Here is a 25,856-nt window from a genome sequence, read left to right as displayed (position 1 = left end):
GGATAGGGCTACACCTGAGAACTGCAGTTTGCCTTCTCTTGTTCAGCTATCCAGTCCAGTAATGTTGATTTCCGAATACGCCAGTTTCCACAAAGCTTTATCCCATGTAATTTCTTAGCTCTGCACCAACTGTAGACTGCACTTCGTGAAACTCCCAAATACTCCCCGACTTGTTCAGCAGTTAATAGGTCTGGCATACTCTTGAGATCCATTTTGATTCACCTCCCCATGCTTGGTCGTTTCATCCTCTGAGTCGCTAAACAAGTATTCAATACTATGATCGGGGAAAAACTCGTCCCGGATAGTGATAGCCTCGTCGATGTAAAAACGAGATTTACCATTGATCTTGTCGCTTACAGTGGCATTTCTAATATTTAACGCTTTTGCTAAGTCCCCAAAAAAAACAGCTTTCCTAGCCATTTCTGCCCGAAGGTTCCAAAACATTCGAATCCTCCTTTCAAATTCGCTATTGCGTATTTACAAAACCAATCGTATTCGCAATTTCATATCAAGTCAAGGGTTTTCCGAAAAATAAATATGATAATGCGAATTTCACTCTTTACTTTAGTACTTAATTTAGGTATTATAGTATTAGAAATACGATTTTTCGTATATATCGGAGGCGTGAAAATTGCAAAGAGCTAAAATCCTAAAAGAACTGATTGTGAAGAACGGAATGAGCATTAAGGCTTTTTCAGAAGAGGTTGGAATACCCTACACAACTTTATATTCGATTCTTGAACGAGGAATTGGAAAGGCTTCTGTCGATAATGTAATCAAAATATGCCGAGCTTTAGGAATAACTGTGGATGAACTACAGGAGATGTCAAAAAAGAGTGAATCTGAAACCCAGGTAGAGATCCAAACCATTGCGGCCCATCATGAAGGCTATGAATGGACAGAAGAAGAGTTGATGGAAATCGAAAAATTCAAAGAGTTTGTTCGCTCTAAGAAAAACCAACAATCTTCAGACAAGTAACTGCTATCAGGAGTGGTGTTATGGTATATGATCTATTACTTCAAAAAGCTCACCTTCTGTTAATAGAGGTCATTGAGCGCCCCTTAGTTGGTAAATTAAAGGGCATATATGCTGACAGAGTCATCTGTATCGATAGTAGACTTGAAACGAAGACAGAGAAAGCTTGCACGCTCGTAGAGGAAATTGGCCATCATGAAACCAGTGCAGGAGATATCCTTGATCAAAATACTGTCGAAAAAAGGAAACAAGAAAAGCGTGCTAAAAATTGGGGTTATGAAGAATTAGTGCCTTTGTCCGCTTTTTTATTGGGGCATGAAGCTGGAGTGCGGAACATTTATGAATTTGCTGAATTAATTGGTGTTACAGATGATTTTTTAATTAACGCTATAGATCACTATTGGGAAGTATACGGTCCTTGTACGGTGTACAAGCCTGGAAATGATGAATACATAATTTACTTCGATCCTGTCGCGGTCATAAAAATTTTCAAATAACCTACGGATATTAGCCGCGTGGGCGGCTTCACATAAGGATATAAAAGAACATACATTCGTGAAAGGAGGTGAAATAACGAATGGGGAGAAGACCAAAAGAAGCCAAGGAAGCAGTGAAATATCCAGGTGTACGCTCAGAAAATGGCAGACATACTTATCGTTATAGCGTTCCGATACCTGGAAAAAAGGGTAGAAAACAAAAAGAAACTCCTAGCTATCCAACGGCAAAGGAGGCCTTTGAAGCAGGAATTAAGATCAAAGCTCAACTCTTGAATGGAACTTACTTCGAAGAAAGAGATATCATATTTGACGATTTTGTAATAGAATGGCTCAAAATGTATGAAGCAACCGGCAAAGTAAAAAACACGACTGTAGATATTCGCATGCGTGAATTAAAGAAATGCAAAAAATACTTTGGTCATAAAAAAATTGGAGATATATCCAAGAAAGATTATCAAAAAATGCTTGACGATCAAAAAAAACAAGAGTATTCACTAAACTCAATTAAACTCCTACATTCAGCATGCTCACTTGTTTTCAAAAAAGCTGTTGATTTAGAAATGATTAAGTCTGACCCCACTTCTAGCGCTGAAATACCAACCTATCAAGCTACTGTTGAAGAGTTAGAAAATAAAACTGAGATTCCTAAATATATGGAAAAGGAGGAATTGACACGTTTTCTGAACGTAGTTAAGGAGCATGGAGATAGGCAAGATTTCAACCTTTTTTATCTTATAGCCTATACAGGAATGAGAATTGGAGAAATGAGCGCACTAAATAAAAACAAAGATATTAATCGGGCTGAGAAATTCATTTCTATAACAAAGACGCTCTATTGCAAAAAGAAAATCAAAGAGTATGTCATTAACACACCTAAAACAAAAGCGTCCCGACGAGAAATTGATATTACTGACAGTGTCGTCGATGTTCTAGATGATCAAATTGCATGGCTAAATGAATTTAAAATGGCAAATCGAAAAACATACTATGATGCTGGATTCCTGTTCGTGAATACACGAAGAAATCCAGGGTACCCCGAAGCCCATCCGAACATCACTTCGAGAATGAAGACTTATCTAGAAATTGCAGGCCTGCCATTATCCCTGACCCCCCATAGTCTAAGGCATACTCACGTGTCCTTATTAGCTGAGGTAGGAGTGGCACTTGAAACAATACAAAAACGTATGGGTCATAGTAGTGATGAAGTAACCCGCCTGATTTACTTGCATGTAACCAAAAAGAGAAGAAAAGAAGCTCCCGAAAAATTTGAAAAACTCATGAATAGTTTATAGTGTGGGGATCTTGTGGGGAAAACCCAAAAGAATCATTGATCTATTGCGGATTATAACGCATCTCTGTCATATACAAAATATTTGGGTCATGCCGCAGCGACTCTACTCCCACCTCCATCAGTTCCTCATTCGCAGCTTGAATTGGGATAATCCGATGGCCTTTAATCTGATACGGTAAAATGGATTCCGGATGTTTCTCTATCATCACCACTCCCATGCAGGATGAAGAGCCAAGCAGCTGCTCACCAACAATCGTATTGGCAAAGGTTGTTTTTCCTGACCCTACAGCACCTGCAATAATGGTATTGCGAAACGTGGACGATAACGCCCGAATGAACTCAACCGCCTCCGCAGGAATACATTCCGTACCCGCTTGATCCTCCAAATCCAGAAATTCTACAACTTGTCGCCGCAGTGATATCGTAGTAAAACCCTCCCAGACCCTAGGTGATACCCAAATCGCAAGCCGAATAAATCGACCTGGCCAGAGCGGATCATCCATTTTGAACTCCACCGAAGGATTATCCTTGTTCAGCTTTTTATTGGGATCACTTTTTAGCAAGGAACGCTTCAGCTGCTCGACCCGATCCAGTGAAGGCATCTCATACGGATAAGCTATAAACTCACCTTTATGGTTATAAAAAATTTGCTTCCCAATCATTTGTAATCCGGTTGACTCGCTGTATGCACGATCCGTAAACCAACGATACGCTGGTCCAAAACCCTTCCACTCGTGATACAGGGCCTCTGCCGCCGTTCGGTACGCTTCTGGAACCTTTCCAGTAAAAGGTGTTTTTCGTAAGTACTTCTCAATTTCATTCATAAAAAAGCTAACTGCCTGCGGATCGCCAATTAATGCCTTTGCATTTAGCACGAAGTAAGCGTCATCCTCACGTTCTAATCCTTCGTTCATCTCGGTCTTCATTTTTTGTAAAAAAGCATAAAAATCTTCCTTGCCCGGTTTGCTAGTGCGTAACACGCTTTGTTTTAGAGAAAAGAGTGGACGACTCGCGAGAGTTTCAATCATAGAAATATCCCTTTCTTTTTGGCCTCTGGCGCTAATCCCATCGACACCAATAGAGAATGTACCTTATCATCCACATGCTGCAGCTCTTTTTTGCCTAGAGGCAAGCTTTCCTGCAAGGGCTGGTAATACGGTAACTCCAGCAAGATTTCAGTGCCAAATCTAAGGGCCATATTTTTGGACGAAGATATTTCCTCCACATTACTGCGGTTAATGATCAGCTGGAAATCATGCGGACGCAGATCTATATGCCCCGTAAGCTCGAAAAGAGGTTCTAATCTGTATTCATGTTTAGGATGAGTGACAATCATGCGTAACGACGACTTTTGCATACCGACATACCACGCAGCACTCTCGGGAATTGAACCGAAATCAGCAATAACCACATCTGCATTTGCTCCAGCTCTAGCCAAGAAATATTCGATCTCCTCCTCCAGATAATCCTGAACACTTAAGTAGTCGTAATTTCCCGGTAGATACAAATAGCCATCCTGTCTAATCAATTGCTGGAAATCTTCATCATGAATCATCTTCCCTGTAAGCTTGGGGCGCAGTTTGTCTAGACTGATCGTAGCTTTGCGCTCATACCCGGGATCATATAGATCCAAACCAAGTACAAGAACACGTAGACCTGCCGCAGCAATTCGTCTTGCAAACAGCTTCGCCACACTTGTGCAACCAATGCCTGGACCTGAGCCAAAAAAACCAACCAAATTGCTCCGTTCCTCCCCATCCTCTTCCAGGATAAAACGAATCTTCTCTATCACTGCTGACGAGGTAGAACGAGGAGGAATAAAATATAGCCCTAAGCTTTCACATAACATATGCACAGCTTGATAGCCGCGAATTCCCTTTTGCAGATATAAATACAGGATCATAGAGCTTGGATATTTGTATCGCAGCTCGCTAAGCGCTTGAACAGGTACCTGATCACTCGTAACCATTAACATATGACCTTCGGTATGCGCCGGATCGGGATACACGTTTTGTGTAACTACATTAAATCCCGCGTTTTTGATATCATTAATCGTTAACTGATCTATGCCCAGACTAAATATTTTCAAGGCAATCTCCCCCTACTCTACCCGTACGATCCACAGCTTTTTGCCCTGCTCCAAAAATTGCCCTAGCCTTTGACCCTCACTTTTCTTCAGCTTCAATTCTGGTGTCGCCACCTTGCCAGTAGAAGTGAATCGGTTATTGTTGTTACCTTTCTCAGAATCCTGCACATCATTATTGTCTTCTGTTCGCACATAGTTCACGGTAACTCCAGATAAGAAGATCTCTTTAGTAGGATCGCTAAGCAAGCTTTGTTCTTTCACCTGTTCCTCGTTTTCTTTTTTGCCTGTATTTGAACCGAGCGCCTCTCGCTGCTTCTCTCGATCACCTTCTACAAGATAAATGTCTACCTTATCCCGGCTTCGCAACGAACCATTAATGGCATAGATGGCCTCCTTCGGAATAGGAAATATGCCTTCATCCTGCAAAGGCTCTAAATCACTAACATCCACCAGTGATGCTGTCAAAATACTACCGTTAGTCAGATTCACATTCGTAATTTTGTGCTCCACTTGTGCGATCTCCGTAATTACACCAGAGGGTATGTCCTTGGTCTGAACAGAATCCAGATACAAATCACTTGCTTTCAGCTCATAATTTTTAGGTAGAGATTCCCCAGCTCCCACCTTAACTTTGACCACGGTTTGGGAAAGCACGTAGGGCTTGAAATAGAGATCATAACCTAGCAATCCCCCGAATCCAGTAATCAAAATGAGACTTGCGAAGAAATAATTACGTTTTAACAAACGTCCCCGCTGTAACGACAAACCTTCCACCTCCTTAACTACATGATTTTTGAGAACGACAAAAAGCACCTTGGCATAAATAGCCAAGCTGCTGGTAAAATGCTTTTTTACCTCATAGAGATTTAGAGAACTATTAAATTAAAGGGTTCCGGTGAAAGCCCTCGGGCATAATCGTTGCTTTCACCGGAGAATACCTTTATTTAAATACTACAGTTTTATTCTGATGGACGAGAATTCGGTCCTCGATATGCCATTTCACCGCACGAGCCAGAACAACACGTTCAATGGTACGTCCAATCCGTTTCAGCTCAATAACATCATCACTGTGGCTTACCCGCTGTACATCCTGTTCAATAATCGGTCCACCGTCTAGTTCTTCAGTAACATAGTGAGCAGTTGCCCCGATAATTTTCACCCCACGTTGATACGCTTGGGCGTATGGATTGCCGCCAATAAAGGCAGGCAGGAAAGAGTGATGAATATTAATAATCTGATGGCGATAATGCTCAATAAAGGACGGCGAAATAATCTGCATATACCGTGCCAATATAATAACATCGATATCGTCTCCGATGACCTCTAACTGGCGTTTTTCTGCTTCAGCCTTAGTATCCGCTGTGACTGGAATATGATGAAATGGAATGCCAAACGACTCGACATAAGATTTCATATCCAAATGGTTACTAACGACGAGGGCAATATCGGCATCGAGATCGCCCGCTTGCCACTGCCAGAGCAGTTCAACAAGACAATGGTCTTCTTTAGAGACGAATATGGCAAGTTTCTTCTTATGACGAACATTAAAGATCTTCCAGTCCATCTTAAAACGCTCCGCCACTCCGCCAAATTGAGAGCGAATCTCTTCCAGACGATCGCCTAATTCAGGTAGGTCAAACTCGACTCTCATAAAGAACATTCCACCATCTGGATCCATCGTATACTGATCCGACTGCACAATATTTGCGCCATGCTGATACAGAAAGTGTGATACAGCCGCCACAATTCCCGGTCCGTCAGGACAGGAAATGAGCATACGTGCCCGGTTGGAATAATGCTCGACACCTGACGAATTGTTTCTTTTTACGTGTAACTCCATGACCCTCTTCCCATCCTCTCATCTACATACGCAATCTGAAGTATAGCTTAAGCGTTCACGAGCACTTATTTGCCTGCTAACCAAGCAATTAAGCGATGATTAATAGCTTCCTCGCTTAGCTGCGGGAACAGCTGGGCAGCGACAACTTCATCGTATAGACGCTCCAGTGGTTCACGTGGATCAGCTTTTTTAGCTTTGGCATCGTTCTTCAGCAGCTCCCAGACATTAAGTACATATTGACGGGAATCGATCTCCTGCTTGGCAAAAAATTCACGTAATGTTTCAACATCCTGCACGAATTCCGCTCCAAATCGTTCAGCTACATTACCACGCAGCAAAGCGATCTCCACCTCATACATCGGACGTTGTGTCTTAGCATCTTTACCAATCCATGGGGTCTCCAGAATGAAAGGAAGACCTTCCAGCTTTTCATGGTGTACGATTTTGTTAATCGTATCAAAGCCAACCCAACCCGAGCCAATTGGAGTGTGACGGTCTTTGCGAGCGCCACATGGATTTTTACTGTCATTAATGTGGATTACACCAAGACGGTTCAATCCGATAGTCTCATCAAATTTGTTGAGAACACCGTCCAAATCATTAACGATATCATAGCCAGCATCATGAATGTGGCAAGTATCAAGACAGACCGACAGACGTTCGTTATGTTCGACCTTAGCAATAATAGAAGCGATTTCTTCAAAACTGCGGCCGATCTCTGTTCCCTTACCAGCCATAGTTTCTAAAGCGATATGCACTTCCGTTTCGTTCGTGCCTCCAAGCACCTCATTCAGACCATCTGCAATCCGCTGAATACCATATTCAGCATCTTTATCAGTGAACGCACCTGGATGTAATACAATATGCTTGACCTCAAGTGCATGCGTACGGCGAATTTCCTCTTGCAGGAAATCAACAGCCAGTTGATACGTATTCTCTTTATAGGAAGCGAGATTAATAATGTAAGGTGCATGGACAACAATCTCCTCTACACCATTCTCTTTCATAACCTGCTTCCCTTCGTTGGGATACATGGCATCAATCGGCTTGCGGCGCGTATTCTGCGGCGCTCCTGTATATATCATAAACGAGCTGGAACCATACTCATTTGCTTCATTTGCTGCGGTCAAAAGACCCTTGTCCGAGCAAGACACGTGTGAACCTATTTTCAGCATACTTCTTCCCTCTTTCCTTCACGAATTAACCCCTATTCTACCGTGATCGGAAAAATAAATCTAGACGAGGCCAATATGCCGGGTTCTGCTTCGCAAAACTTTGGAAATAAGCTATACTTTAATATGAGAATAATTCGTGTGAGAATCCTCATTGCCAAAAGGTGGTGTATGCATGTTTATCCAATCAGGACTTGGTTTATTATCCACACCGAGCAATTGGTTTATGAACTCTATCGCTTTCTGGACATTTATGCTGCTTGGTTCCATGTGTATCGGCGGTTTTTTTATGTTCCGCAAATTCCTAAAGGTCCTGCCCAAAGCTGATGGAAAGTCAAAGCTTGACTGGCAAAATTACTGGGTGGAACGTAGCCGCCCGCTCTGGAGTGACGAAACAAAGGCCTTTTTGGACCAGCTTGTTCAACCTGTACCTGGGCCATTTCGTGATATTGCGAAGCATTCTATTGCTGCCGAGATCGGAAAAATCGCAGTCGAGAGCAATGCAAAAGAAGTTACTCGCGATCACTGTATTAAAGGTTACATAGTTGCCACACCGCGGCGCGATAACCGTTTTCTTGTCAATTTTCTCGAGAAGAATAAAATCGATTACTCTGCTTACCAGCATTTGTTTAAGTAATTTTTAATGAATTGTACGATTTAGAACGGAGGCCCTCCTTTGAAATATGTGATATGTGGCGGCACCGGTTTTATAGGTAGCGAACTAGCAAAATACTGGCTGCAAGCAGGTAATGAAGTTGCTATTGTAGGTCGGAATTTACCAAAAGACGCAACAACAATTCATCCTAAGCTGAGTTACCACACCTGGGACAGTCTAAGTTCTAATCCCGCTCCAGTGGAAAATGCAGCTGCCCTAATTAATCTCGCCGGAGCTTCCCTTAGCCAGCGCTGGAGTCCAAGTCGCAAAAAAGCGATTATGCAGTCCCGACTTGCAACCGTTTCCGCAGCAGCTAAGTTAGTAGATCAAATGAAGCAAAAGCCTTCCGTAATCATTCAGGCTTCCGCCGTGGCGATTTACGGTACCTCTTTAGAGGATACTTTTAATGAGTCCTCACCAGCCCAGGTCATGGATTTCCCTTCAGAAGTAGTTAAGACATGGGAAGAGGCTTCAGATGAAACCTACCATGATATCCGCGTGGTCAAGCTGCGTACCGGAGTTGTGCTCGGCAATGAGAGCGGAGCATTCCCCAAAATGAAGCTGCCTTATTTATTAGGTTTTGGCGGAAACATTGGCTCTGGAAAGCAGTGGCTCTCTTGGATCCATCTGACGGATATCATCCGTCTAATTGATTTCTGTACGCAAAATCCAACGATTAACGGACCTGTTAATGCGACTGCTCCACATCCGGTAACGAACGAAGAGTTCGGCAGAACGATCGGCACAGTCTACAAACGGCCACATTGGTTCCCTTTACCAGCCTTCCTGTTAAAAACAGCAGCCGGAGAATTATCCGAAATCTTACTTAAAGGTCAGCGCGTCCTGCCCGCAGCGGCATTAAATCATGGCTTTGACTTTACCTTCCCTACACTTCAAGTCGCTTTAGAAGATTTGAAAAAACAAAAATTGTAGAGCCACATTCATCGTTAGAACTCACCTTCATACTGTATGAAATGTGTAGCTTCCTTTTATAATTTTAAATGTGGTCCCCTCTGTTAGTGGATACTCTTTATACGGGACCATGGCTTCACCTTGAAAAAGCGTTCCATTTCTGGAGTCAAGATCCTTCAGAATATATCCGCTGGTGCTTCTAGATATCTCAGCGTGTACTCTAGAGGCGCCTTCTGATCTTTCCACATATTGAGCCACCTCTGCCGATCGGCCGATAATGAAGCTAGTTCGATTTAACTCGATCATCTCTGCCTCTTCGCCCTCCTCACCGCTTCTTTGGAGATAAGGAATACTCCGATCCAGCTTTTCGATTTGTCGTCCTTGCTCAGGCGGTTTCTCCTGTGATAATAAGGTTGTTGGAGCTATTGCTTCTGGTGCTTTAACAGAACTTTGTTCCTCTGCTAGTGATTCATAACGTGTCGCCGGAACGCTAGCTGCTGAATCAGAGGATTGCGGAGTTATCTTTGGAATTGTTGCTGGAGAACGCGTAGAAGTCACAGGGTTCCTGCCAAAATTCCACTCCAATTCTTTTCGACTCGGATTACAGTTAGTATCTTCAGAATCCTCACCCAGGCCATCAACATCTTCTTTACCAACCTTTAGCCTTCCGCTCCAAACCATCCAGCTTAAAACAGCCAATACAATCGTCACAACTCCACAGACGGCAAGCCATAACGGCTTGGGACTATCCAAATATAGAAACTTCCACAGTAGTGCATCGCCTAATAGAAACCCTAGCACTATATAGGTTCTTGAGCTTGAGGCTTGTGGATTCGTTACCTGCTCATCCTCCAAGCTTAGAGACAGGCTCTCCTCCTCTTTTATCTTAAGATTAGGATAGCTGCTGATCCAAGGAGTAGCAGTCGGCTGCAGCTCCAATTCCTTATCTTCGCGATGCTCATATATTTTTCTTAATGGTGGAGCTGCTGCCTCTTTCACTAGATATTCTTTTACGCCTTCATGAAGCTGTCTTTCAGGTGTAACGGGCTCTCTTTCTGTCAGCAACTCTGATAAAAGAATCTTTAAGCCAGCTGGAGTAAATCCCTCTTCACTGCAATATTGCAATAGTCTTTGCACACCACTGCCAGTAAGCTCTGTGATAGATGCCATTAACACCATAATCAGTGTCTTGAGTGACTCTCCAAGCTTTGAAACAGACTTACTCTCCTGAATGGGTATGTAGGTTAGGTATACTTTACCGCTCTGTAACGACCCTTCAATAAAAATGTAATCTGCATGCAAAGCATACTGTTCCGCCCGCAGCATATATAACCTGCCATCTTCCATGCCTTGGGCAATTTGCAGCAATAACCCGTAAAACGAGTTCATACTTAGCTTCTCTCCTTTGAGTAGATGACTAAGCATTTTTTTGCGTAAAACAGCGTATTCCATAGTAACCTTCATATCTATTTCTCTAAGTAACAGCCTCAAATGATGAGGAATGTCGGTGTTCATCAGCATGCGTGCCTGAATCAAATTAAGCTTCTCCGCAGGTATTCCTTCGGGTTCACCAAGGATCATATATATACCATCCTGTTGTATAAAATCACGGGTTAATTCGAACAACAAACATCAGCTCCCGAACTAAAAGTATAGATAAGCGCATATGGAACCAGGGATAACAGCCAGCATGAAAGGGAATTTCAACAGTTCACTATCGTTATTTTTTAATAGAAACGGACTCTTCCATAAAATAAATCCAGAAATTCTGCTGATGATCTTACGCGAACGACTGATCGCCTCCCGTCTCTTTAAAACAATTAGCCAGCCTATTAAAGCTCCAAATAGTACGGAGTACATCACGACTTGCAGCGTAAAAAACATCCCTGTCCACGCGCCGATTCCAGCAAAAAGCTTAACATCCCCCGCGCCAACCGCCCCTATTAAATGCATGATCAGAAGGACTGTAAATCCTACAGCAGCTCCCCCGAAAGCCCTCAGCAGTCCATGCCAGCTATTTATCACCCCTTGTGCAAGCAGACCAGTGAAAAAGCCTGACAAGGTGATCCAGTTTGGTATTCTCATCGACTTTAAATCTGTAATTAGTGCCGCTGCTAAAAACGGTAGACATCCCCAAAATGCCCACTCTGCCATTTATTACACTCCTTTTTCCACCCTTTCACTTCACTACTGTGAACATAACCTCAACAGATCTACCGTCATCCAGTTGTATAACAAACGGCCACGAGCCCGGTGTGGTATTTACGCCAATTTTCCATTCCCACTCGATATATCCATCTGCATCCGCTTGTTTCCAGCCTAAATATTTGGCAGTACTGCCTCCGCTCTTATAAAAGACTGACAAGCTGGCAGAAGCATCCGGCGGTATTCTGGCACGAACCTTGCCTTGCTTATTCGCTACAGCCGGGTTCGGCTTTTCTAAGATTTCAATGAATTCTTCTGGTTGGCCAGTACCGTTCCCCTCCTTGGTTGTGCCTTCTCCTGTATCCCCGATCCAGAGACGTTCAACAGCACTTGCTTCTAATACAATACTTTGGTTTAGAAAAGGGACCTTCATCGGCAGCTTATAACTAACCACTAGCCCAAGGTATGGACAAGTACCCTCATTTAGCTCCGGCACTATAACATTGGATACATGAATTCGCTCATAATCCAGTAAATCTGATGTCAGGTATGGTTTCAATAAAGGTTTGATCGCAAGATCAAGTACACTTTCACTGGTCTCTGCCTGAAGCTTCTGCAACGGTCCCTCACCACTTTCTAAAGCGGACATAACCCACTCATTTAACGGATTGGGTAAAGACTCAGCATAACTATTGCCCCAATCAGTAAGTGACAAGCGAGGAATAGTCCAATTCAGGCCAGCAGAATGATCACTGTCATCCCACCCTGAATCATCACTTACTTCGCTGGATGTTCCCCATTTCTGCACCGCCAAAGCCGCAGGATACATATGAGTTGAAATAGACTTTACAGTGTCTGATGCTGTACTTTGCAAAGCTGTCGAATACAAGGTCATCTGTACGATAGAAATCAGGAACAGGACAAATAGCAGGAAGAACGGAAGAACCATCGCCGCTTCTACTACCATGCTACCTTCTTCCTTGTCCTTCCCTCTGATTCCATACCCATCCCCCATCTCCTTACCGACCTCCCGCTAATAAGAATAATCAGTTTTTACTGCCCTCAGATACTTATTCCCTTGTACCTCTCCCGGAAAAGCAGCAGTATAATTCAACATTTTAACTACACCTGGCAGAAACCATAACTGCATTTGGAGCTTAATGTCCGATGATACATAGGTGTTTCTTTCCTCTGGATTTATTCCTGTGTTCAGTTGAATCAGAGCCAGCATCCGCGATAGCTGTACTTCCCCGCCCCCATGCATTATCATGAACAGTCGCAGATGATCACGGTAAGTCAGCTGCGCCGGCATATATTTGGATAAAGGAATCGCATCCTTCTCACAAAGCTGCAACATATCCTGAATGGCATGCTGGATTCCATACAACAGTGCCGCCGCTAGAACAGCCAGTGGATTTCCCAAGGTTGCCTTTTCTATAAATCCTTCCATTGTGCGAATGGACAACCTCATCGCGAATATTTCGGCATAGGCTGCGGCCACATTCCCTGCGGGATTATGAAATCCGTATAAAATGTATTCCAGCTCCTGAGCGCGAGGATCAAGCTGATCTGTGAGCTCACTAGTGTCTTCCAGAGAATTCAGTGCCAGACTAGCTAACTTTGAAACATCAAAATGCTGAAAATAAAGCGCGGAATACTCTGTCTGAAAAAGCCTGTCTCTAGCGCCCCCCATAATGCCACTCATTGCTGCATAAATCCCGTCAATATCCTTCATCGCCGAGCTTCCAGCAGCATAGGGATCTGAGGATACTTCAGATTTATCAGAGGATTGAGACTCCAATCCGTTGTTAAATGAAACATTGTCCTCATAAAATTGATGAAGGATTTGATAACGTTCCATTGAAGCTGCCGCTCCGCTACCTAGCATTCTAATTTTGTCCAGCAGTGCTCTAACCTCGCCCAGCTTGGATTTGGCTTCCCACTCTACTTGCTTACGTGCTTTATCCGAGCTGCGATGCTCTTCAAGAAAAGCCAAATCACTAGCGATAACACTTCCCTTCTTACCGTATTTTTTATAATAGTTGTCCACTACATGCGAAGCCCCTAGAACAGAGGAAATCATTTGGTAGGAATCGCCGTTGACTCCCAAAGCTTCATGCAACACTCCTGATAATCCTGTTACCGTCGGTTCAATGGACTCGTACGCACTTTGCTGCATAAATAAACCATTCTCCATACTACTAATGTCAGCCGAAGAGAGGATCAAGGCATCTTCCTGTTCATGCAGCTTTTTAAGTGGCTCAGCGCTTATTTCCCCCGAGTTTCCCGGAATATCCCAGTCCTTAGCAGGATCGTCTGCCAGATTTACGCCACTTATTCGGGAAGCTGCCAAAACATCTCTCATCTCGTCATTCAATTGCTGCGCTTTGTTTAACGCATCCTTCGCTTCCTCCATTGATTGTCCATGTTCTTCATGAAAGGTTGTTAATAAGGATGGGAGCCGCGACAACATCTCTGAAGTTCGGCTCTGATAAAGTGCCAACTGATAAGTGTACTTTGCAGGCTTTTTACTATCACGATATAGATCTTCGTAATATTTCCCAAGATAGTCACTATACTGTGCTGGTATATCCGCGGCTGCTTGCATGCTTCCGAGCAAATGGGCCGAGATAGAATCTCCGGGCGGATTCATAATCCATAGCAGTACTCTTCTTCCACTCTCCGCCGCTTGGCTTCTCCGCTCTAACATTAGATCCAAATTCTCTTCACGTTCATCATATAAAGGTTGCAGCTTACTAAGTAATTCAGTAGCTCTTGAGGCCTCTGCCATTACGCCCGACAGCGGCTTGAATTTACCTGCCAGCTCCAAGGCGAAATCAACCGGAGCCTTATATTTCATCTCTTCCAGTATTTGATGACGAAAAACATCATAACTTCCCAGCGGCCGGCTCCATTCCAAAGAGGAGGATTCCAGTGCAAAGGGTAAGAGATTGAACGTATCCCCCCGCCCACTTTTATGCAAATTTTCATTGAGCACTTTGGACAGCAGCATATCACCATCACTATCACCGAATGCAAATAAACCGTATCTCTCACGCAATTCAACATGATATGAAGACATAACAGAGCGGATACTGGCTCTCGCTAATCGTTCCTCCTGAACGTTGAACGCAGCGATTCGCGCATAATCAATCAGCACAGCAGTAAATAGAAAGACGAAAGCCAGCACCATGATTAGAAAAATTGTAACTGAGCCTTCTGTTTTGCCCTTAGCAGGACAACCCGTAATTATACTTTTCATTAAAACCCCCTCCCTTGAACAGAGATTTTACTTATCCTGAAGCTTGATCAGCATAGCAGAAGCATCCTTCTTATCCATGTAAACTGCAGATCCACTACCCTCAGAGCCCCCTTTAAATTTAGCTCCAAAATAACGCATCAGGTCGACCGTACGAATAAACTCAACAGGCTCGACAATGATAGACTGGGCTTCAACAGTTGGGTTAGCCTCATCCGATAGAACGCTATCAAGCACAGGCAAGCTCAGTAGACGATTTAGCTCGGCCTTTACTCTCCGTCCTGTAAGACTGTGAGCATAACGCATAGTTCCTGGCATATTGTCCGGAATCATAGTAGACGAATGGCCCAGTTTAAGCACTGGCAATTCACTCTTCTCTGATACTTCACCGGGCAACTCTATTGTCACGCCAGCACTGCCAGCTTCTCCACCAAATAATGAGGCTAACAAGGCATCATCCCCAATTCTCCAATAAAGGGAGTCGTACTCACCAGCCATGTAAGAACCAGAGACCTCCTTGTGACTGTTGTCCCAGTTGTAAGCCGCCCGCTCAGTAGCTCCTGAGGCCACTTGCAACAGCATGGACTTCTGATAGCTATACAAGCAAAAAAACAAAAGAAGCATCGTAATAAACATGACGATCGGCAACAGAAGTGACGCTTCAATAGTAAAACTGCCTTGATCACCCTTAAACTTGTTCAATCGAATACTTCCTGACTCTTTTCACCCGCCGTTTTAATTAAGGCTTCTACTACCTCTTGAATTTTGTCCTTAAACAAAAGAACAACTGCAATCAAGACAGCAATAATCAAAATCATCTCCAAAGTTCCTAAACCTTCCTCGTCTTCCCAAAAGTTCTTCATACTGTCCAACATTGTTGATACCATCAGCTTCAGCCTCCTACATTTTTAACATCAAAAATGCTGGCGTTCCCACCAGTACAATTACTATTAAAAAGATAACTACCATCGGAAAAACTAATTTAGAGGATGCTTGCTCTCCGCGCGTCCGGCTAAGAGCCTTTCGTTTATCCCACAACATCCGCGACAGATCACGTAGCGATAGCACAAAATCCGCTCCACCTCTGCGATAATTCAGCAAAACTGTCGTTGTGAATACCGATACCTCCTGCACAGCGCATCTCTTGCTGAAATTTTCAAACGCCTGCTGGAAAGAATATCCGCCCTCCCATTCACTAGTCATAGTCATTAGCTCCTTATACAGAGGATGATTCGTATCCCCCCGGTGGCTTTCCACACAGCGAATAATAGCTCGTTGCACGGTCTCTCCTGCGCCAACCAACAACACAATACTGTTCAGCAGCTCTGGCAATTCGAGCATAATATTCTGCTCCCTAACTCTCACCTTTTTGTGCAGATCACTGACCATAGCGGTTGGTAGAGCAATTGCCAAAAACACACCCAATATCATACCTGCCTGTTCGCCACTAAATGCTGTAATCAAGCTTCCACCTACAAGCAACAGCCAGCTGTAACTTAGCATCTCACCCATGAACAGCAGGGTCCGCTCTGCGCTATAACGCATCCCATAACTGCGCTGTAGAGAACGCTGAATTCTGAACAACAGTGAGGGAAACCGACTGGCGATACCACTCTTCTCAATAAGCAGTAATAACGGTTCGCCTAACTTCCGAAGCCGTAATCCTTCCATAGGAAGACTGCGTAACGCGACATATCTGTTGCCGCATTGAATTCGCAGTAGAACCCAGACTATCAGCAAAATAACAGTAACCACCGCACATAGCCAGCGCATGATTTCACCCCCTTCACAGTGGAATGTCCATTATTTTAGTAGTCCAGAGATAACATAGGAATAAAGCAACAAGCGCTAATGTCGATATGGCTATACCCGCTCCTGTATACATTGGCTCCATATATTCTCCAGCCGTCAAACTCATAAACATCACCATGATCAGCGGAGCTATAAGCAGTGCCTTAGCCTCAAATTTCTTCTGAGCAATACTTACAGCAATATCCTGCTGAATATCCAGCTTCTCACCGATAATCGTTGATGTACGGCGCACCACTTCTACAAGATCACCACCAGTACGCTTACAGACCGAGAACACATCCGCGAATCGCTCGATGTCCTCCATTCCCGCTCTTTCACTAAAGTTCCGCAGCGCTTCTTCCACAGGCTGTCCATATTCCATGCGTGCACAGATAATGTTTAACTCGGAGATCATATCACTGCTTCCCTCCGGGTCGAGCATACGTAAATCCTGAACCGCCTCTCGGAATGCATTCTCCACCGAACGCCCAGCTGAAAGGGAGGAAGACAGCGAAAATAACGTCTGCTTAAATTGTAAATTCAGTGCATTTCGACGTCTTTTCAGTAGATAGTTACGCAGCATATGCGGGGCATAAGCTCCGCCAGGCATAAGCAGCAACGACAGCAGCCAATGATGATAAAAAAGATACCCAATTCCATACATCAGCAGTCCACCTGCAGTAAGGGTCAGAATCCTCTGCAGCAAGGTCAATTCGTATACCTTATAATCTGGTAATAACGAAGGACCGTCAGGATCCGCTTCTACAGGCTTTGCAGCAACAAATTTAAACTTAAGCATGACCTCCCCCCTTCTGGAATTTTGAATCTCTATTGAGCCAATGGATAGGAGTTTACACCAGCCATCCTAAGCTTCGTTGTATGCAACAATGGGTTACCACAGGGAAGCAGCCCCCCTTGCACCCTTCCCTCTCGTTCACCAGCTTCTTGAAATTCATATAAGGGATTCAAGATCACTTCCCCGTCTTTCAACCCCGCAACCTCACTGATTTCCATCACCCGCCTGGAACGATCACGGAGACGTGATAAGTGTACGAAGATATCAATTGCGGATGAAATTTGCTGGCGAACAACAGCTACCGGAAGCTCCGCAGCACTTAGCACCATCGTCTCCAGTCGGCTGACCATATCGTGTGCGCTGTTACTATGGCCGGAAGACAAGCTTCCATCGTGTCCGGTGTTCATAGCCTGCAGCATATCGAGACATTCCGCTCCCCGTACCTCCCCCACAACAATCCGGTTAGGGCGCATTCGCAGAGAAGAACGAATCAAATCTCGGATGGAAATCTCCCCTCTACCTTCCGTGTTAGCATTCCTGGTCTCCAGTGAAACAAGGTTCGGCACGGTTACAATCTGCAGTTCAGCGGAATCCTCTATCGTAATGACCCTCTCCTGTGGGGGGATATACTGAGATAATGCATTAAGAAAAGTAGTCTTCCCAGAGCCGGTCCCGCCACTAATAAAAATATTGTATTTAGCAGCCACTAAAATTTGCAGCAACTCTGCAGCTTCCAAGCTTAAGGCTTCACGACGGACTAAATCCTGCATCGTCATCGGTGTTTCAGGAAATTTCCGAATGGTCATCGCCGGGCCTTTCAGAGCTACCGGCGGAAGCACGATATTTACACGCGATCCGTCTTTTAGCCGAGCGTCAACGATAGGAGAAGAATCATTTACAACCCGGTTCACACCGGATACAACCGTCTGGATAATATCCTCCAACCTGCTGCTGGACTCAAATTCCAAATGGAGACGACGAATCTGCCCCTCCTCTTCTACAAAAATCTCAGTATGGCTGTTAATCATAATCTCAGTGATCGCCGGATTATCCACTAAGGGCTGGAGTACATCCAATCCTCGAAAAGAATCGAACAATCTCTTCACGAGCTCATGTTTCTCCTGTGCTGTTAAATAACGCAGATTTTCGCTGTCCAAAATTGTCCTTTCAATATATTGGGTGAGTTCACGATTTCCAACTGCAGAAGTAACATCTAATCCTGCCCGGATGTCACTGCGAAGTGCCTTAAACATTTCCTCATTCATGTAAACCCTTACCAGTGAATACTTGCGGAAGCGACGGTTCTATAATCTGCTTGCACAGCTGTAAGATCTCCTTTTGGAATTGTGGTGAGTTCAGAAAAAGCTCCTCACGGTGCTGCAGCGTCCAAGATGGGATATACGGAAGTACACCTTCAACGGTAATTCCCTCCGGAGGTGCCCACACCTCTAAACCCTCTGCGGCAAAATTCACGGCAAATCTACTTTTGTCCATCACTTGGCTGGGCATACCAGAATTAGGAGCATTGCAATGGGATAGCCATCTCATGGTCTTATGAATGCTTACCTCGTCATTTCTAACTACCCACAATAGAATTCCGCATTTATGTAACACAGCTTTGGCACGTTCTTCTTCAATACTGCCGGTATCTATTATAACTACGTCAAAATTTCTTTCCGCAACCAACAGCGCCAACAAATCTAGCGTATCCTGCGTAGTCATCTGCAGCATTTCTTTTACATTAATAATTGGCCTAAAAGCAGCACTTCGAAGGTGATCATACCTAATCACGTATTGCCCCAAATCAATCGTATCGGCTCCACCCTTATCCCGGCTGGCTTTGATTTCATAAAGGAGCCGCTCTAGTCCAGGCGTATTTCCTGCAGGGGGCCGTAAAAATAATCCACTGCTGTCCACACTTTCAAGATTCAAATAAAAGACCGAAAGCCCCAATTCACCTAGCTGCTTAGCCATATTCATAGCTACTGTGGTTTTGCCCGTGTTCCCGCTTGAGGAGACGATACCGAGCAGCAGCGTTTCATCTAATACAGAGGAACCTCTAGCTCGTTTCACTTCACATAGTTGAATAAATGCTCCCAGCAGAGAAGGCAGTGCCTGATATTTCGCAATCATGATGCCTCCAGCCAGGCTTTTAGAACCCCTGCTAAGATAAGCTCCCTCCTCACTCAAAACTGCCCAAGGCACCTTAGTTCTTCCCTCCACAAGCCAAGCCTCGATAAAAGTAACGTCACCTACAACAGCATCCGGCATATCCTCTCCCCTCATAAAATCGATAAAAGCATCCAGCCGACTAAAAGCCGTGATTCGCAGCATTTCTCCATACTCACTATGATGAAGATAGTGTAGCAATGGTTCGATATATTGGCTTTCACGCACTGCGAGTACAATCCTTGCCGCCATAAAACCTCTCTCCTTTCGCAAGAAATTCATAAATATTGTCAAAAAAAAGACAGCAAAAAAGCACCGACAATAACCGTGGATACGGTACATTGAACGGTGCTTCCGTTACTATCCCTTTAATTTACAGCTATAGTAGCATATATATAAGAAGGCAGCAATAAGTTTTTTCGCACATCAAGTGGTTTTTAGACTCTCATCGTATCTTCACGCCAATTCTTGATGGCAGACCGGATATCGGCAGGACTAAGCTTTTCCTTCACCGCCCGCTGACATAGTGCCGGAAACTCTTCATCTCCTGCATACCGAAGTGCAATAATCTGAGCTAATTCAAGCTTTGGATTTAATGCTTCGCCTGTCAATCGGAAATACCGGAACTGCTCCTCCACCCTCACTACTCGATCCTGATTTTTTGTGGCATAAATTCGAATTCGAGTAATCGCAAATAACAGGCATAGAGATAAACCAAATAATAGCAAGGGCACTGTTAAAGCACCATCATCACGTAACACCTGAACGACATAAATTCCCGACCACACAAATATAATCAGCGCTAGCGGCATAGTTACAAAATGATAAGGCCAATCAAAACGCATAAAACCTTTAGGCTTCCCCTTGTTCATCATTCATCTCCATATTTATATGACTTGTATATTGCTTAAAGCTTAGTCTCTCCGGGAATAGCTACGACAAAAGGTTCATTATTCCCCCAGTACAGAGACTGTCCTGAAACTTTAGTAGTTCCATCCGCATTAACCATTCCATAAATAATCTGACTTCCCCAAACACTCGTATAAAAAGAGGCATAGGATGGAGCTAGAACAGGTGCTTTACCATATTCCTTCGCAACTGGGTAACCGAATATCGCGGTAAAATCTTTATTTGTAGCCTCTTTGGACATATCCAGATCAGCTTCCCAAACTACTTTTACAATATTATCCTTGATCTCATAATACTTTACGAAATGTCCATACAATATAAAATAACCATCAGATCTGCCTTCAGGAAAATAATACGTCATTGACAATGCTTCATTATCACCCGTCAATTTGGAGGGTTCTCTTTCTTCAACCGGGAATTGCAGAGCAGCTATGCGGGAAACAACTAAGTCATTACTATTATAATTCTGCACAAGTTTAGCATTGGCCCGTTCCTGAACCCAGACTGTATTCGTAGCAGCATCTACTGTTACTCTCGCTCCAAGAGCCTCCGCAATAAACCGCAGGGGTACCGCTACTCTTCCATCCACTATTTTGGCCGATACATCCAGTTGTACAGCATCCGAGTTCTTCCAAGCCGTCCGTGAGCCAACCGTAAGCTTAATCTTCATAGAATCTCTAGCAATCGTAGCTTGCTTGGTATTGGCATCCCATTGAATAGAAGTATTCTTGAATCTTTCAAAAGCCTTCAGCGGAACCAACGTCTTCCCCGACACGATTTGCACACCAACATCCACACTTGAATTGTTCACCATAATGCGAAGCTTGGGGGCAGCTGAGGCCGTACCGATCATACTTAAAGATAATAACATGACTATAAAAAACAGAAGCCCTTTCCGTTTCACTATTCGTTCACCCCTAGTCATAATATGAAAAAACTATACCCATTTATAGTTTCATTATAACATTCTCCCAGATTATGGTTTACAAAAATCTCCGTTTGATCTCTGGGGTAGGGAGCATACACTGCTCATCACGTCCGAACCAACGATAGCGGTTCTTGGCTACATACCGATAAAGGGCATTGCGCAATGGGCGTGGTACTAAGATGAACACGTATGCGGCAGGCCAAGGAAATCTCAATTTACGGGCAATTCTTAGCACAGCGGCCGACTCTGTATAATACACTCCGTTCTCCAGTAAAATCACTGTGTTTAATTGTCCAGGCTGAAGTCCGGACTCTTTCATTAGCTTTGCCGCAATCTCATTCTGTAATGGTGCGAATAGAAATTTAGCGTCGGGGTCACGCGGGATAATGAAACGAACTACCCCCTGGCAAAGATGACACACTCCGTCTATCAACACGATAGACTTATCTTTCATAAGGTTCAGTTCCTCGTTCATGGCTCCCCCTCCGTCTTAAAGGCGTAAATTTCTGCTTTTTTGGGTAAACAAAAACGCGGGATAACCTCCCGCGCCATCAAGTGCCGTTCTTTAATTATTCTGCGATTGCTTTCTCAATCCATTGATCCCCGATCATTTGCCCTTCGAAATCAGCAGTGAATGCCTCCATGCATTTGCAGATGAAATCTTTGCGGCAAATTGGACATGGAGTTTTAAGCAGGCGGCTGATGTTCGTCATTTTCCATTCCGGAAACCGATGATAAAACGCGCGGCACTCCGTTCCATCAGCAAGCTTGATAATGAACTCGTACAATCCTTCCTTATCGTTGCTGCTGGCTTTGGTCACATTCGTAATATTCGGTCTGTAAGACATCTTCATCACCCATTATTTAAATTTTTGGTTGTAAATTGCACACGCAGGCACATTCTCAGATACTTAGACATATTAAAGAATTTTAAGGGTGATGTCAACCAAAGACGCCTAACACGGCAGCTATTTATTACTCTTTTATGATTTACGTCTCTATTTAGCCATTATTTCCATAAAATATATACAGATACATTTAATCGACAATCTTTAATTCAACCTCTATATTACCTCTGGTTGCTTTGGAGTAAGGACAGAATTCGTGAGCCTTCTTCGCCAGTTCCTCTGCTTTGTCGTGTTCAATCCCTGGCAGCTTCACATCCATTCTCACAGCAAGTCTAAAGCCTCCATCGCTGTCATCCTTCCCAATGGACACATTACAAGTTACCTCCACGTCATGGAGTTTCACGCCCTCTTTACGGGCGATATTCGCTAGTGCACTCTCGTAACACGCTCCATAACCAGCCGAGAATAGTTGCTCTGGATTGGTACCGGAACCTCCCGGCCCTCCAAGCTCTTTAGGCATGCTTAGATTATGCTTTAACACGCCATCCGAGGATTCAATGGAGCCTTCACGACCGCCATGGACTGTTGTAGTTGCTGTGTATAATGCTTTCATGAGTCATCTTCTCCTTCATCAAGCTGTATTGGTCATGCTCATACTTTATACTTTAAACAACAGGTATGATTTGAAACGATGATGAGGAATGATTCATAATACTTTCTTATTTGGCTCCAGACCATAAATAGTGTACAATTAAATTGTTAAAAACTTAAATTAGCTATGGAGGTGTCATCCATGAGTATTTATGATTTTGAGGTCAACACTCTTAAGGGTGAAGAGGAATCATTGTCAAAGTACAAGGGTAAAGTACTCCTGGTTGTGAATACTGCCAGCAAATGTGGATTTACTCCCCAGTATAAAGGTCTTCAGGAAGTGTACGAGAAATTCAAGGACCGCGGGTTCGAAGTTTTAGGATTTCCAAGCAATCAATTTGCTGGACAAGAGCCTGGCGAAAGTGATGAAATTGCGGAATACTGCGAGATTAATTATGGGGTAACCTTCCCTATGTTCGAGAAGATTGACGTAAAAGGCGATGAAGCACATCCATTATTCAAATACTTATCCAAAGAAGCCCCTGGTGTCTTAGGCTCAAAAAGCGTGAAATGGAACTTTACGAAGTTTCTGGTTGACCAAGATGGCCGTGTTCTAAAACGGTTTGCTCCTAAAACCACTCCACAGCAGATCGAATCCGATATCTCCAAGCTTTTAAAATAATTCATTAGAAAAAGGATACTCACCACATCACACAGCCCCCTGTTGTTATGCGGTAAAGTATCCTTTTTAACTAGAAAGAACGTCATAATATCGCTATATATCAGCACCCTTTAATCTCTTGGAATATTTTATAATATTGTTGAAATATTTTTGCTGGGAGGGACAATCGGTGACTGTTCAACTGCTTGATATACCCGAACTAAATGTTATTGGCTGGGCAAATGTAAACTCATCCGGGGAGCCATACGCGAATCTTTGGGAATATGTTTTTGGCGAGCTGGATATTGATACAAAATTTGATACTATACCCACAAAAGTTCAAAGCAGCGGTTGTTATCTCGGTCTATTTCAGAACCGTACATCCGTGCCTAAACTGTGGGAGCATACCGCATGGGATATTGATTTTTTCCTTTGTGTTGAAGTCGAGCAGTTAGATTGTATCCCTGAAGGCCTTGTTCATAAGAAACTTCCTGCGTCTACCTATGCTATATTTACTGCTAACGGATTCCCTCAGTTGGCTTTTCAACATACCTGGAATTATATATATAATGAATGGCTGCCGGATTCCGGTTATAAGTTCAACCCTGATGGAGTCTTTTACATCCAATACACGGAAAAGTCCGGTCCGGATGATGAAGGATTCGAAGCCAATCTATGCGTGCCGCTTGTAAAGAAGTAGGTTGTGTGATTGAGGATTGAACAAAAAAAGAAGCCTTGCATCGCAAGGCCTCTTTCTTCATTCTGTATGCGGTAGAGAGGACTCGAACCTCCACGGGTATACACCCACTACCCCCTCAAGATAGCGTGTCTGCCATTCCACCACTACCGCGCGGTGTGTAAAACATAGAACATAAATTTGTTTGAGGTCAACATTCATTATTATAAATGTACTTTTCTCAAAAGTAAAGATGCAGATTTTAAGATTCTTCGTCGACCATTTTCTGTTTACGATATTCAGCAAAAGCTATATATTCCTTGATAAAATTCTTTTCTGCTGGAAGTAATTCATCTACTCGGCTTTCCGATAGCTGAACATCACTCAAATCATAGTCTACGCCGCTCTCTCGTACAGTATCCGGTGTATCTTTGCCGAGAATGAGCCAGTCCAGACTAACATGAAAAAAATCACCGATCTCAATCAGCTTATGTGTTCCTGGAGTAGTCTTTCCCCGCTTCCAATCTCCCATATTACCTGTACTGATATTTAACTGCTCACAGAATGATTTTTTGGTCAAACCTTTCTGCTTAATCAGGTATTCTATACGTTCGTATATGGTCTGCATCGGTGAATCGCCCTCCATCTAAAAATAAATTACTTATTTACGTAATTCCCTATTGCAAAATAACGTAAAAAAGTATATAATTAGTATTGTTATGTATTATCCGATTATATCATATGGCTGGAGTGACGATAAGAGGCGACTCAGGTGACAAGTATCTGTTAGAATACCGTCTGGCCCCCTTTGTTAACTTATCATCCTGAATGATCTCTAGGAGGGAGCGGTGACTTTTGTCAAAATGCTTATCATCTTCCATTATCCATTCACTTGAAGCTTTACCGCACAATGCGGTGGTAATCAACAGTCATGGGATTATCCAGTTCACCAACAGTAGGTGGAAGGCCTTTAGTCATGAATATGGTCTTTCTACTAATAAGAAATGGATTGGTGCGTATTACTCAGAGCTCATGCAAGATGTGATTATCGATCCCGATCAATGGGCCAAGCTTTATGAATCAGTGAAATATATACTCCGCAGAGAGCATCAGGTTTATACTTCCGAATTCTCCATACAAACCGCTAATAAAGGGAAACGAATCTTCCGTTTGGAGATCTATCCATTTCTCTCAGATCCGCACCCAGAAGCCACTTTTATAATTTCACTATATGATGTGGGCCCCTATAAAGAAGAACCTCTTCATCCGGAGATCATAAACCTCCGTTCAACCTTACCATCATCTTTTGAGCTAATCCCAATCTGTGCTTCCTGTAAATGTATTCGTAATCCCAAGGATGAATGGATCACCATTGAACATTTCTTAAAGCATCAACTTTCTTTGCAATTCACCCATGATATCTGCCCAGACTGCATAAGACAGCTCTATCCCCAGTATGCTGGGGCTTTTAAGAGATGACCTGAGGCCACTGAATTTCACTTCTAATCTTATAAAAAAAAGTAAGAAATCCTCTGCGAACAAAGGGTTTCTTACTTTTTATTTGTATGCGGTAGAGAGGACTCGAACCTCCACGGGTATACACCCACTACCCCCTCAAGATAGCGTGTCTGCCATTCCACCACTACCGCATAAT

General features: G+C 43.5%; 31 protein-coding genes and 2 tRNA genes. 8 read left to right on the top strand and 25 right to left on the bottom strand.

Going from position 1 to position 25,856, the window contains the following annotated elements:
- Positions 1–8 precede the first annotated feature (8 nt).
- Both NYE58_RS37450 and NYE58_RS06820 read right to left on the bottom strand, forming a co-directional pair.
- Positions 9–197: a helix-turn-helix domain-containing protein gene (locus tag NYE58_RS37450; RefSeq protein ID WP_445671783.1), complete on the bottom strand. Its 189-nt coding sequence runs from the start codon at positions 195–197 to the stop codon at positions 9–11.
- On the bottom strand, positions 175–444 hold the full coding sequence (locus NYE58_RS06820; RefSeq protein ID WP_341001426.1) for a hypothetical protein: 270 nt from the start codon (positions 442–444) through the stop codon (positions 175–177). Before NYE58_RS06820 ends, NYE58_RS37450 begins: the two co-directional genes overlap by 23 nt.
- A gap of 187 nt (positions 445–631) precedes the next feature.
- On the opposite strand from NYE58_RS06820, the gene NYE58_RS06815 reads away from it, so the two are divergent.
- The 3 genes from NYE58_RS06815 (at position 632) to NYE58_RS06805 (ending at position 2,765) form a co-directional block, all read left to right on the top strand.
- Positions 632–979 (top strand): helix-turn-helix domain-containing protein, encoded by a 348-nt coding sequence (locus NYE58_RS06815; protein ID WP_341001423.1) that lies wholly within the window; start codon positions 632–634, stop codon positions 977–979.
- A 20-nt stretch (positions 980–999) separates the two neighbouring features.
- Positions 1,000–1,473, top strand: coding sequence for an ImmA/IrrE family metallo-endopeptidase (locus NYE58_RS06810; protein WP_341001421.1), 474 nt, complete (start codon positions 1,000–1,002; stop codon positions 1,471–1,473).
- Between the two features lie 80 nt (positions 1,474–1,553).
- Positions 1,554–2,765 (top strand): tyrosine-type recombinase/integrase, encoded by a 1,212-nt coding sequence (locus tag NYE58_RS06805; RefSeq protein WP_341001419.1) that lies wholly within the window; start codon positions 1,554–1,556, stop codon positions 2,763–2,765.
- Positions 2,766–2,805: 40 nt separating this feature from the next.
- On the opposite strand, the gene NYE58_RS06800 is transcribed toward NYE58_RS06805, so the two are convergent.
- The 5 genes from NYE58_RS06800 to NYE58_RS06780 all read right to left on the bottom strand — a co-directional run bounded on the left by NYE58_RS06800 (position 2,806) and on the right by NYE58_RS06780 (position 7,865).
- A complete protein-coding gene (locus tag NYE58_RS06800; protein ID WP_341001417.1) occupies positions 2,806–3,690 on the bottom strand; it encodes an ATPase, T2SS/T4P/T4SS family in 885 nt (294 codons plus the stop codon).
- A gap of 98 nt (positions 3,691–3,788) precedes the next feature.
- A complete protein-coding gene (locus NYE58_RS06795) occupies positions 3,789–4,853 on the bottom strand; it encodes a hypothetical protein (RefSeq protein WP_038569124.1) in 1,065 nt (354 codons plus the stop codon).
- A gap of 12 nt (positions 4,854–4,865) precedes the next feature.
- Positions 4,866–5,615: an SAF domain-containing protein gene (locus tag NYE58_RS06790; RefSeq protein WP_076316891.1), complete on the bottom strand. Its 750-nt coding sequence runs from the start codon at positions 5,613–5,615 to the stop codon at positions 4,866–4,868.
- 175 nt (positions 5,616–5,790) lie between these two features.
- Positions 5,791–6,690, bottom strand: coding sequence for a formyltetrahydrofolate deformylase (purU, locus tag NYE58_RS06785; protein ID WP_036681703.1), 900 nt, complete (start codon positions 6,688–6,690; stop codon positions 5,791–5,793).
- Between the two features lie 65 nt (positions 6,691–6,755).
- On the bottom strand, positions 6,756–7,865 hold the full coding sequence (locus NYE58_RS06780; protein ID WP_076316890.1) for a deoxyribonuclease IV: 1,110 nt from the start codon (positions 7,863–7,865) through the stop codon (positions 6,756–6,758).
- Positions 7,866–8,037: 172 nt separating this feature from the next.
- On the opposite strand from NYE58_RS06780, the gene NYE58_RS06775 reads away from it, so the two are divergent.
- Both NYE58_RS06775 and NYE58_RS06770 read left to right on the top strand, forming a co-directional pair.
- The gene (locus NYE58_RS06775; protein WP_036681700.1) at positions 8,038–8,499 is read left to right on the top strand and encodes a DUF2621 domain-containing protein; all 462 of its coding nucleotides are present in this window, start codon (positions 8,038–8,040) and stop codon (positions 8,497–8,499) included.
- A gap of 48 nt (positions 8,500–8,547) precedes the next feature.
- Positions 8,548–9,450, top strand: coding sequence for a TIGR01777 family oxidoreductase (locus tag NYE58_RS06770; RefSeq protein ID WP_305953632.1), 903 nt, complete (start codon positions 8,548–8,550; stop codon positions 9,448–9,450).
- Between the two features lie 27 nt (positions 9,451–9,477).
- Here NYE58_RS06770 and NYE58_RS06765 read toward each other — a convergent pair whose 3' ends face one another.
- From NYE58_RS06765 to NYE58_RS06695, 15 genes are all read right to left on the bottom strand, one after another.
- Complete coding sequence (locus tag NYE58_RS06765) at positions 9,478–11,055, bottom strand: DUF6382 domain-containing protein (protein WP_076316889.1); 1,578 nt, start codon at positions 11,053–11,055, stop codon at positions 9,478–9,480.
- 18 nt (positions 11,056–11,073) lie between these two features.
- Positions 11,074–11,583, bottom strand: coding sequence for an A24 family peptidase (locus NYE58_RS06760; RefSeq protein WP_076316888.1), 510 nt, complete (start codon positions 11,581–11,583; stop codon positions 11,074–11,076).
- Positions 11,584–11,608: 25 nt separating this feature from the next.
- Complete coding sequence (locus tag NYE58_RS06755) at positions 11,609–12,589, bottom strand: TadE/TadG family type IV pilus assembly protein (RefSeq protein ID WP_341001415.1); 981 nt, start codon at positions 12,587–12,589, stop codon at positions 11,609–11,611.
- Between the two features lie 18 nt (positions 12,590–12,607).
- Complete coding sequence (locus NYE58_RS06750) at positions 12,608–14,836, bottom strand: hypothetical protein (protein ID WP_340950398.1); 2,229 nt, start codon at positions 14,834–14,836, stop codon at positions 12,608–12,610.
- Positions 14,837–14,863: 27 nt separating this feature from the next.
- Positions 14,864–15,535, bottom strand: coding sequence for a TadE family protein (locus NYE58_RS06745; protein ID WP_076099048.1), 672 nt, complete (start codon positions 15,533–15,535; stop codon positions 14,864–14,866).
- The gene (locus tag NYE58_RS06740; RefSeq protein WP_036681690.1) at positions 15,532–15,720 is read right to left on the bottom strand and encodes a Flp1 family type IVb pilin; all 189 of its coding nucleotides are present in this window, start codon (positions 15,718–15,720) and stop codon (positions 15,532–15,534) included. Before NYE58_RS06740 ends, NYE58_RS06745 begins: the two co-directional genes overlap by 4 nt.
- A 13-nt stretch (positions 15,721–15,733) precedes the next feature.
- Positions 15,734–16,609 (bottom strand): type II secretion system F family protein, encoded by an 876-nt coding sequence (locus NYE58_RS06735; RefSeq protein WP_076099049.1) that lies wholly within the window; start codon positions 16,607–16,609, stop codon positions 15,734–15,736.
- Positions 16,610–16,619: 10 nt separating this feature from the next.
- Positions 16,620–17,423, bottom strand: a complete 804-nt coding sequence (locus NYE58_RS06730; RefSeq protein WP_076099050.1) for a type II secretion system F family protein — start codon at positions 17,421–17,423, stop codon at positions 16,620–16,622.
- Between the two features lie 29 nt (positions 17,424–17,452).
- Positions 17,453–18,685: a CpaF family protein gene (locus NYE58_RS06725; RefSeq protein WP_076099051.1), complete on the bottom strand. Its 1,233-nt coding sequence runs from the start codon at positions 18,683–18,685 to the stop codon at positions 17,453–17,455.
- Positions 18,678–19,841, bottom strand: coding sequence for a hypothetical protein (locus NYE58_RS06720; protein WP_076099052.1), 1,164 nt, complete (start codon positions 19,839–19,841; stop codon positions 18,678–18,680). Before NYE58_RS06720 ends, NYE58_RS06725 begins: the two co-directional genes overlap by 8 nt.
- A gap of 185 nt (positions 19,842–20,026) precedes the next feature.
- Positions 20,027–20,461, bottom strand: a complete 435-nt coding sequence (locus NYE58_RS06715; protein ID WP_076099053.1) for a DUF6526 family protein — start codon at positions 20,459–20,461, stop codon at positions 20,027–20,029.
- Positions 20,462–20,496: 35 nt separating this feature from the next.
- Positions 20,497–21,369 carry a copper amine oxidase N-terminal domain-containing protein gene (locus NYE58_RS06710; protein WP_178420244.1) on the bottom strand — a complete coding sequence of 291 codons (873 nt, stop codon included), beginning with the start codon at positions 21,367–21,369 and terminating at the stop codon, positions 20,497–20,499.
- A 112-nt stretch (positions 21,370–21,481) separates the two neighbouring features.
- Positions 21,482–21,901, bottom strand: a complete 420-nt coding sequence (locus NYE58_RS06705; RefSeq protein ID WP_076099055.1) for a thiol-disulfide oxidoreductase DCC family protein — start codon at positions 21,899–21,901, stop codon at positions 21,482–21,484.
- 94 nt (positions 21,902–21,995) lie between these two features.
- Positions 21,996–22,274, bottom strand: coding sequence for a hypothetical protein (locus tag NYE58_RS06700; RefSeq protein ID WP_036681678.1), 279 nt, complete (start codon positions 22,272–22,274; stop codon positions 21,996–21,998).
- 190 nt (positions 22,275–22,464) lie between these two features.
- Positions 22,465–22,887: an organic hydroperoxide resistance protein gene (locus tag NYE58_RS06695; protein ID WP_036681676.1), complete on the bottom strand. Its 423-nt coding sequence runs from the start codon at positions 22,885–22,887 to the stop codon at positions 22,465–22,467.
- 180 nt (positions 22,888–23,067) lie between these two features.
- Here NYE58_RS06695 and NYE58_RS06690 point away from each other — a divergent pair, with 180 nt between their 5' ends.
- Both NYE58_RS06690 and NYE58_RS06685 read left to right on the top strand, forming a co-directional pair.
- Positions 23,068–23,547, top strand: coding sequence for a glutathione peroxidase (locus NYE58_RS06690; RefSeq protein WP_038569095.1), 480 nt, complete (start codon positions 23,068–23,070; stop codon positions 23,545–23,547).
- A gap of 169 nt (positions 23,548–23,716) precedes the next feature.
- Positions 23,717–24,226 carry a GyrI-like domain-containing protein gene (locus NYE58_RS06685; protein ID WP_076099056.1) on the top strand — a complete coding sequence of 170 codons (510 nt, stop codon included), beginning with the start codon at positions 23,717–23,719 and terminating at the stop codon, positions 24,224–24,226.
- Between the two features lie 67 nt (positions 24,227–24,293).
- Here the strand turns inward: NYE58_RS06685 and NYE58_RS06680 are convergent.
- Positions 24,294–24,376: transfer RNA gene (locus NYE58_RS06680), tRNA-Leu, on the bottom strand.
- Positions 24,377–24,464: 88 nt separating this feature from the next.
- Positions 24,465–24,830 carry a helix-turn-helix domain-containing protein gene (locus tag NYE58_RS06675; protein WP_036681672.1) on the bottom strand — a complete coding sequence of 122 codons (366 nt, stop codon included), beginning with the start codon at positions 24,828–24,830 and terminating at the stop codon, positions 24,465–24,467.
- Positions 24,831–25,057: 227 nt separating this feature from the next.
- On the opposite strand from NYE58_RS06675, the gene NYE58_RS06670 reads away from it, so the two are divergent.
- Positions 25,058–25,681, top strand: coding sequence for a hypothetical protein (locus tag NYE58_RS06670; RefSeq protein ID WP_051491199.1), 624 nt, complete (start codon positions 25,058–25,060; stop codon positions 25,679–25,681).
- An 87-nt stretch (positions 25,682–25,768) separates the two neighbouring features.
- Here the strand turns inward: NYE58_RS06670 and NYE58_RS06665 are convergent.
- Positions 25,769–25,851 (bottom strand) — tRNA-Leu (locus tag NYE58_RS06665).
- Positions 25,852–25,856: the final 5 nt, after the last annotated feature.

The organism is Paenibacillus sp. FSL L8-0708, from assembly GCF_038009325.1.
In the GTDB taxonomy this organism is placed as follows: domain Bacteria; phylum Bacillota; class Bacilli; order Paenibacillales; family Paenibacillaceae; genus Paenibacillus_AQ; species Paenibacillus_AQ odorifer.
The sequence above is the reverse complement of the archived record's forward strand: the minus strand, read 5'-3'. Positions and strand labels throughout refer to the sequence as shown.

Bases quoted from the DNA above. Each gene is read 5' to 3' on its own strand.
- NYE58_RS06810 (WP_341001421.1), top strand. From the start codon at position 1,000: ATGGTATATGATCTATTACTTCAAAAAGCTCACCTTCTGTTAATAGAG.
- NYE58_RS06820 (WP_341001426.1), bottom strand. From the start codon at position 444: ATGTTTTGGAACCTTCGGGCAGAAATGGCTAGGAAAGCTGTTTTTTTT.
- NYE58_RS06755 (WP_341001415.1), bottom strand. From the start codon at position 12,589: ATGGGGGATGGGTATGGAATCAGAGGGAAGGACAAGGAAGAAGGTAGC.
- purU (WP_036681703.1), bottom strand. From the start codon at position 6,690: ATGGAGTTACACGTAAAAAGAAACAATTCGTCAGGTGTCGAGCATTAT.
- NYE58_RS06720 (WP_076099052.1), bottom strand. From the start codon at position 19,841: ATGGCGGCAAGGATTGTACTCGCAGTGCGTGAAAGCCAATATATCGAA.
- NYE58_RS06705 (WP_076099055.1), bottom strand. From the start codon at position 21,901: ATGAACGAGGAACTGAACCTTATGAAAGATAAGTCTATCGTGTTGATA.
- NYE58_RS06800 (WP_341001417.1), bottom strand. From the start codon at position 3,690: ATGAAGACCGAGATGAACGAAGGATTAGAACGTGAGGATGACGCTTAC.
- NYE58_RS06700 (WP_036681678.1), bottom strand. From the start codon at position 22,274: ATGTCTTACAGACCGAATATTACGAATGTGACCAAAGCCAGCAGCAAC.
- NYE58_RS06675 (WP_036681672.1), bottom strand. From the start codon at position 24,830: ATGCAGACCATATACGAACGTATAGAATACCTGATTAAGCAGAAAGGT.
- NYE58_RS06710 (WP_178420244.1), bottom strand. From the start codon at position 21,369: ATGTTATTATCTTTAAGTATGATCGGTACGGCCTCAGCTGCCCCCAAG.
- NYE58_RS06775 (WP_036681700.1), top strand. From the start codon at position 8,038: ATGTTTATCCAATCAGGACTTGGTTTATTATCCACACCGAGCAATTGG.
- NYE58_RS37450 (WP_445671783.1), bottom strand. From the start codon at position 197: ATGCCAGACCTATTAACTGCTGAACAAGTCGGGGAGTATTTGGGAGTT.
- NYE58_RS06750 (WP_340950398.1), bottom strand. From the start codon at position 14,836: ATGAAAAGTATAATTACGGGTTGTCCTGCTAAGGGCAAAACAGAAGGC.
- NYE58_RS06725 (WP_076099051.1), bottom strand. From the start codon at position 18,685: ATGAATGAGGAAATGTTTAAGGCACTTCGCAGTGACATCCGGGCAGGA.
- NYE58_RS06760 (WP_076316888.1), bottom strand. From the start codon at position 11,583: ATGGCAGAGTGGGCATTTTGGGGATGTCTACCGTTTTTAGCAGCGGCA.
- NYE58_RS06805 (WP_341001419.1), top strand. From the start codon at position 1,554: ATGGGGAGAAGACCAAAAGAAGCCAAGGAAGCAGTGAAATATCCAGGT.
- NYE58_RS06695 (WP_036681676.1), bottom strand. From the start codon at position 22,887: ATGAAAGCATTATACACAGCAACTACAACAGTCCATGGCGGTCGTGAA.
- NYE58_RS06730 (WP_076099050.1), bottom strand. From the start codon at position 17,423: ATGCTTAAGTTTAAATTTGTTGCTGCAAAGCCTGTAGAAGCGGATCCT.
- NYE58_RS06780 (WP_076316890.1), bottom strand. From the start codon at position 7,865: ATGCTGAAAATAGGTTCACACGTGTCTTGCTCGGACAAGGGTCTTTTG.
- NYE58_RS06715 (WP_076099053.1), bottom strand. From the start codon at position 20,461: ATGAACAAGGGGAAGCCTAAAGGTTTTATGCGTTTTGATTGGCCTTAT.
- NYE58_RS06690 (WP_038569095.1), top strand. From the start codon at position 23,068: ATGAGTATTTATGATTTTGAGGTCAACACTCTTAAGGGTGAAGAGGAA.
- NYE58_RS06740 (WP_036681690.1), bottom strand. From the start codon at position 15,720: ATGGTATCAACAATGTTGGACAGTATGAAGAACTTTTGGGAAGACGAG.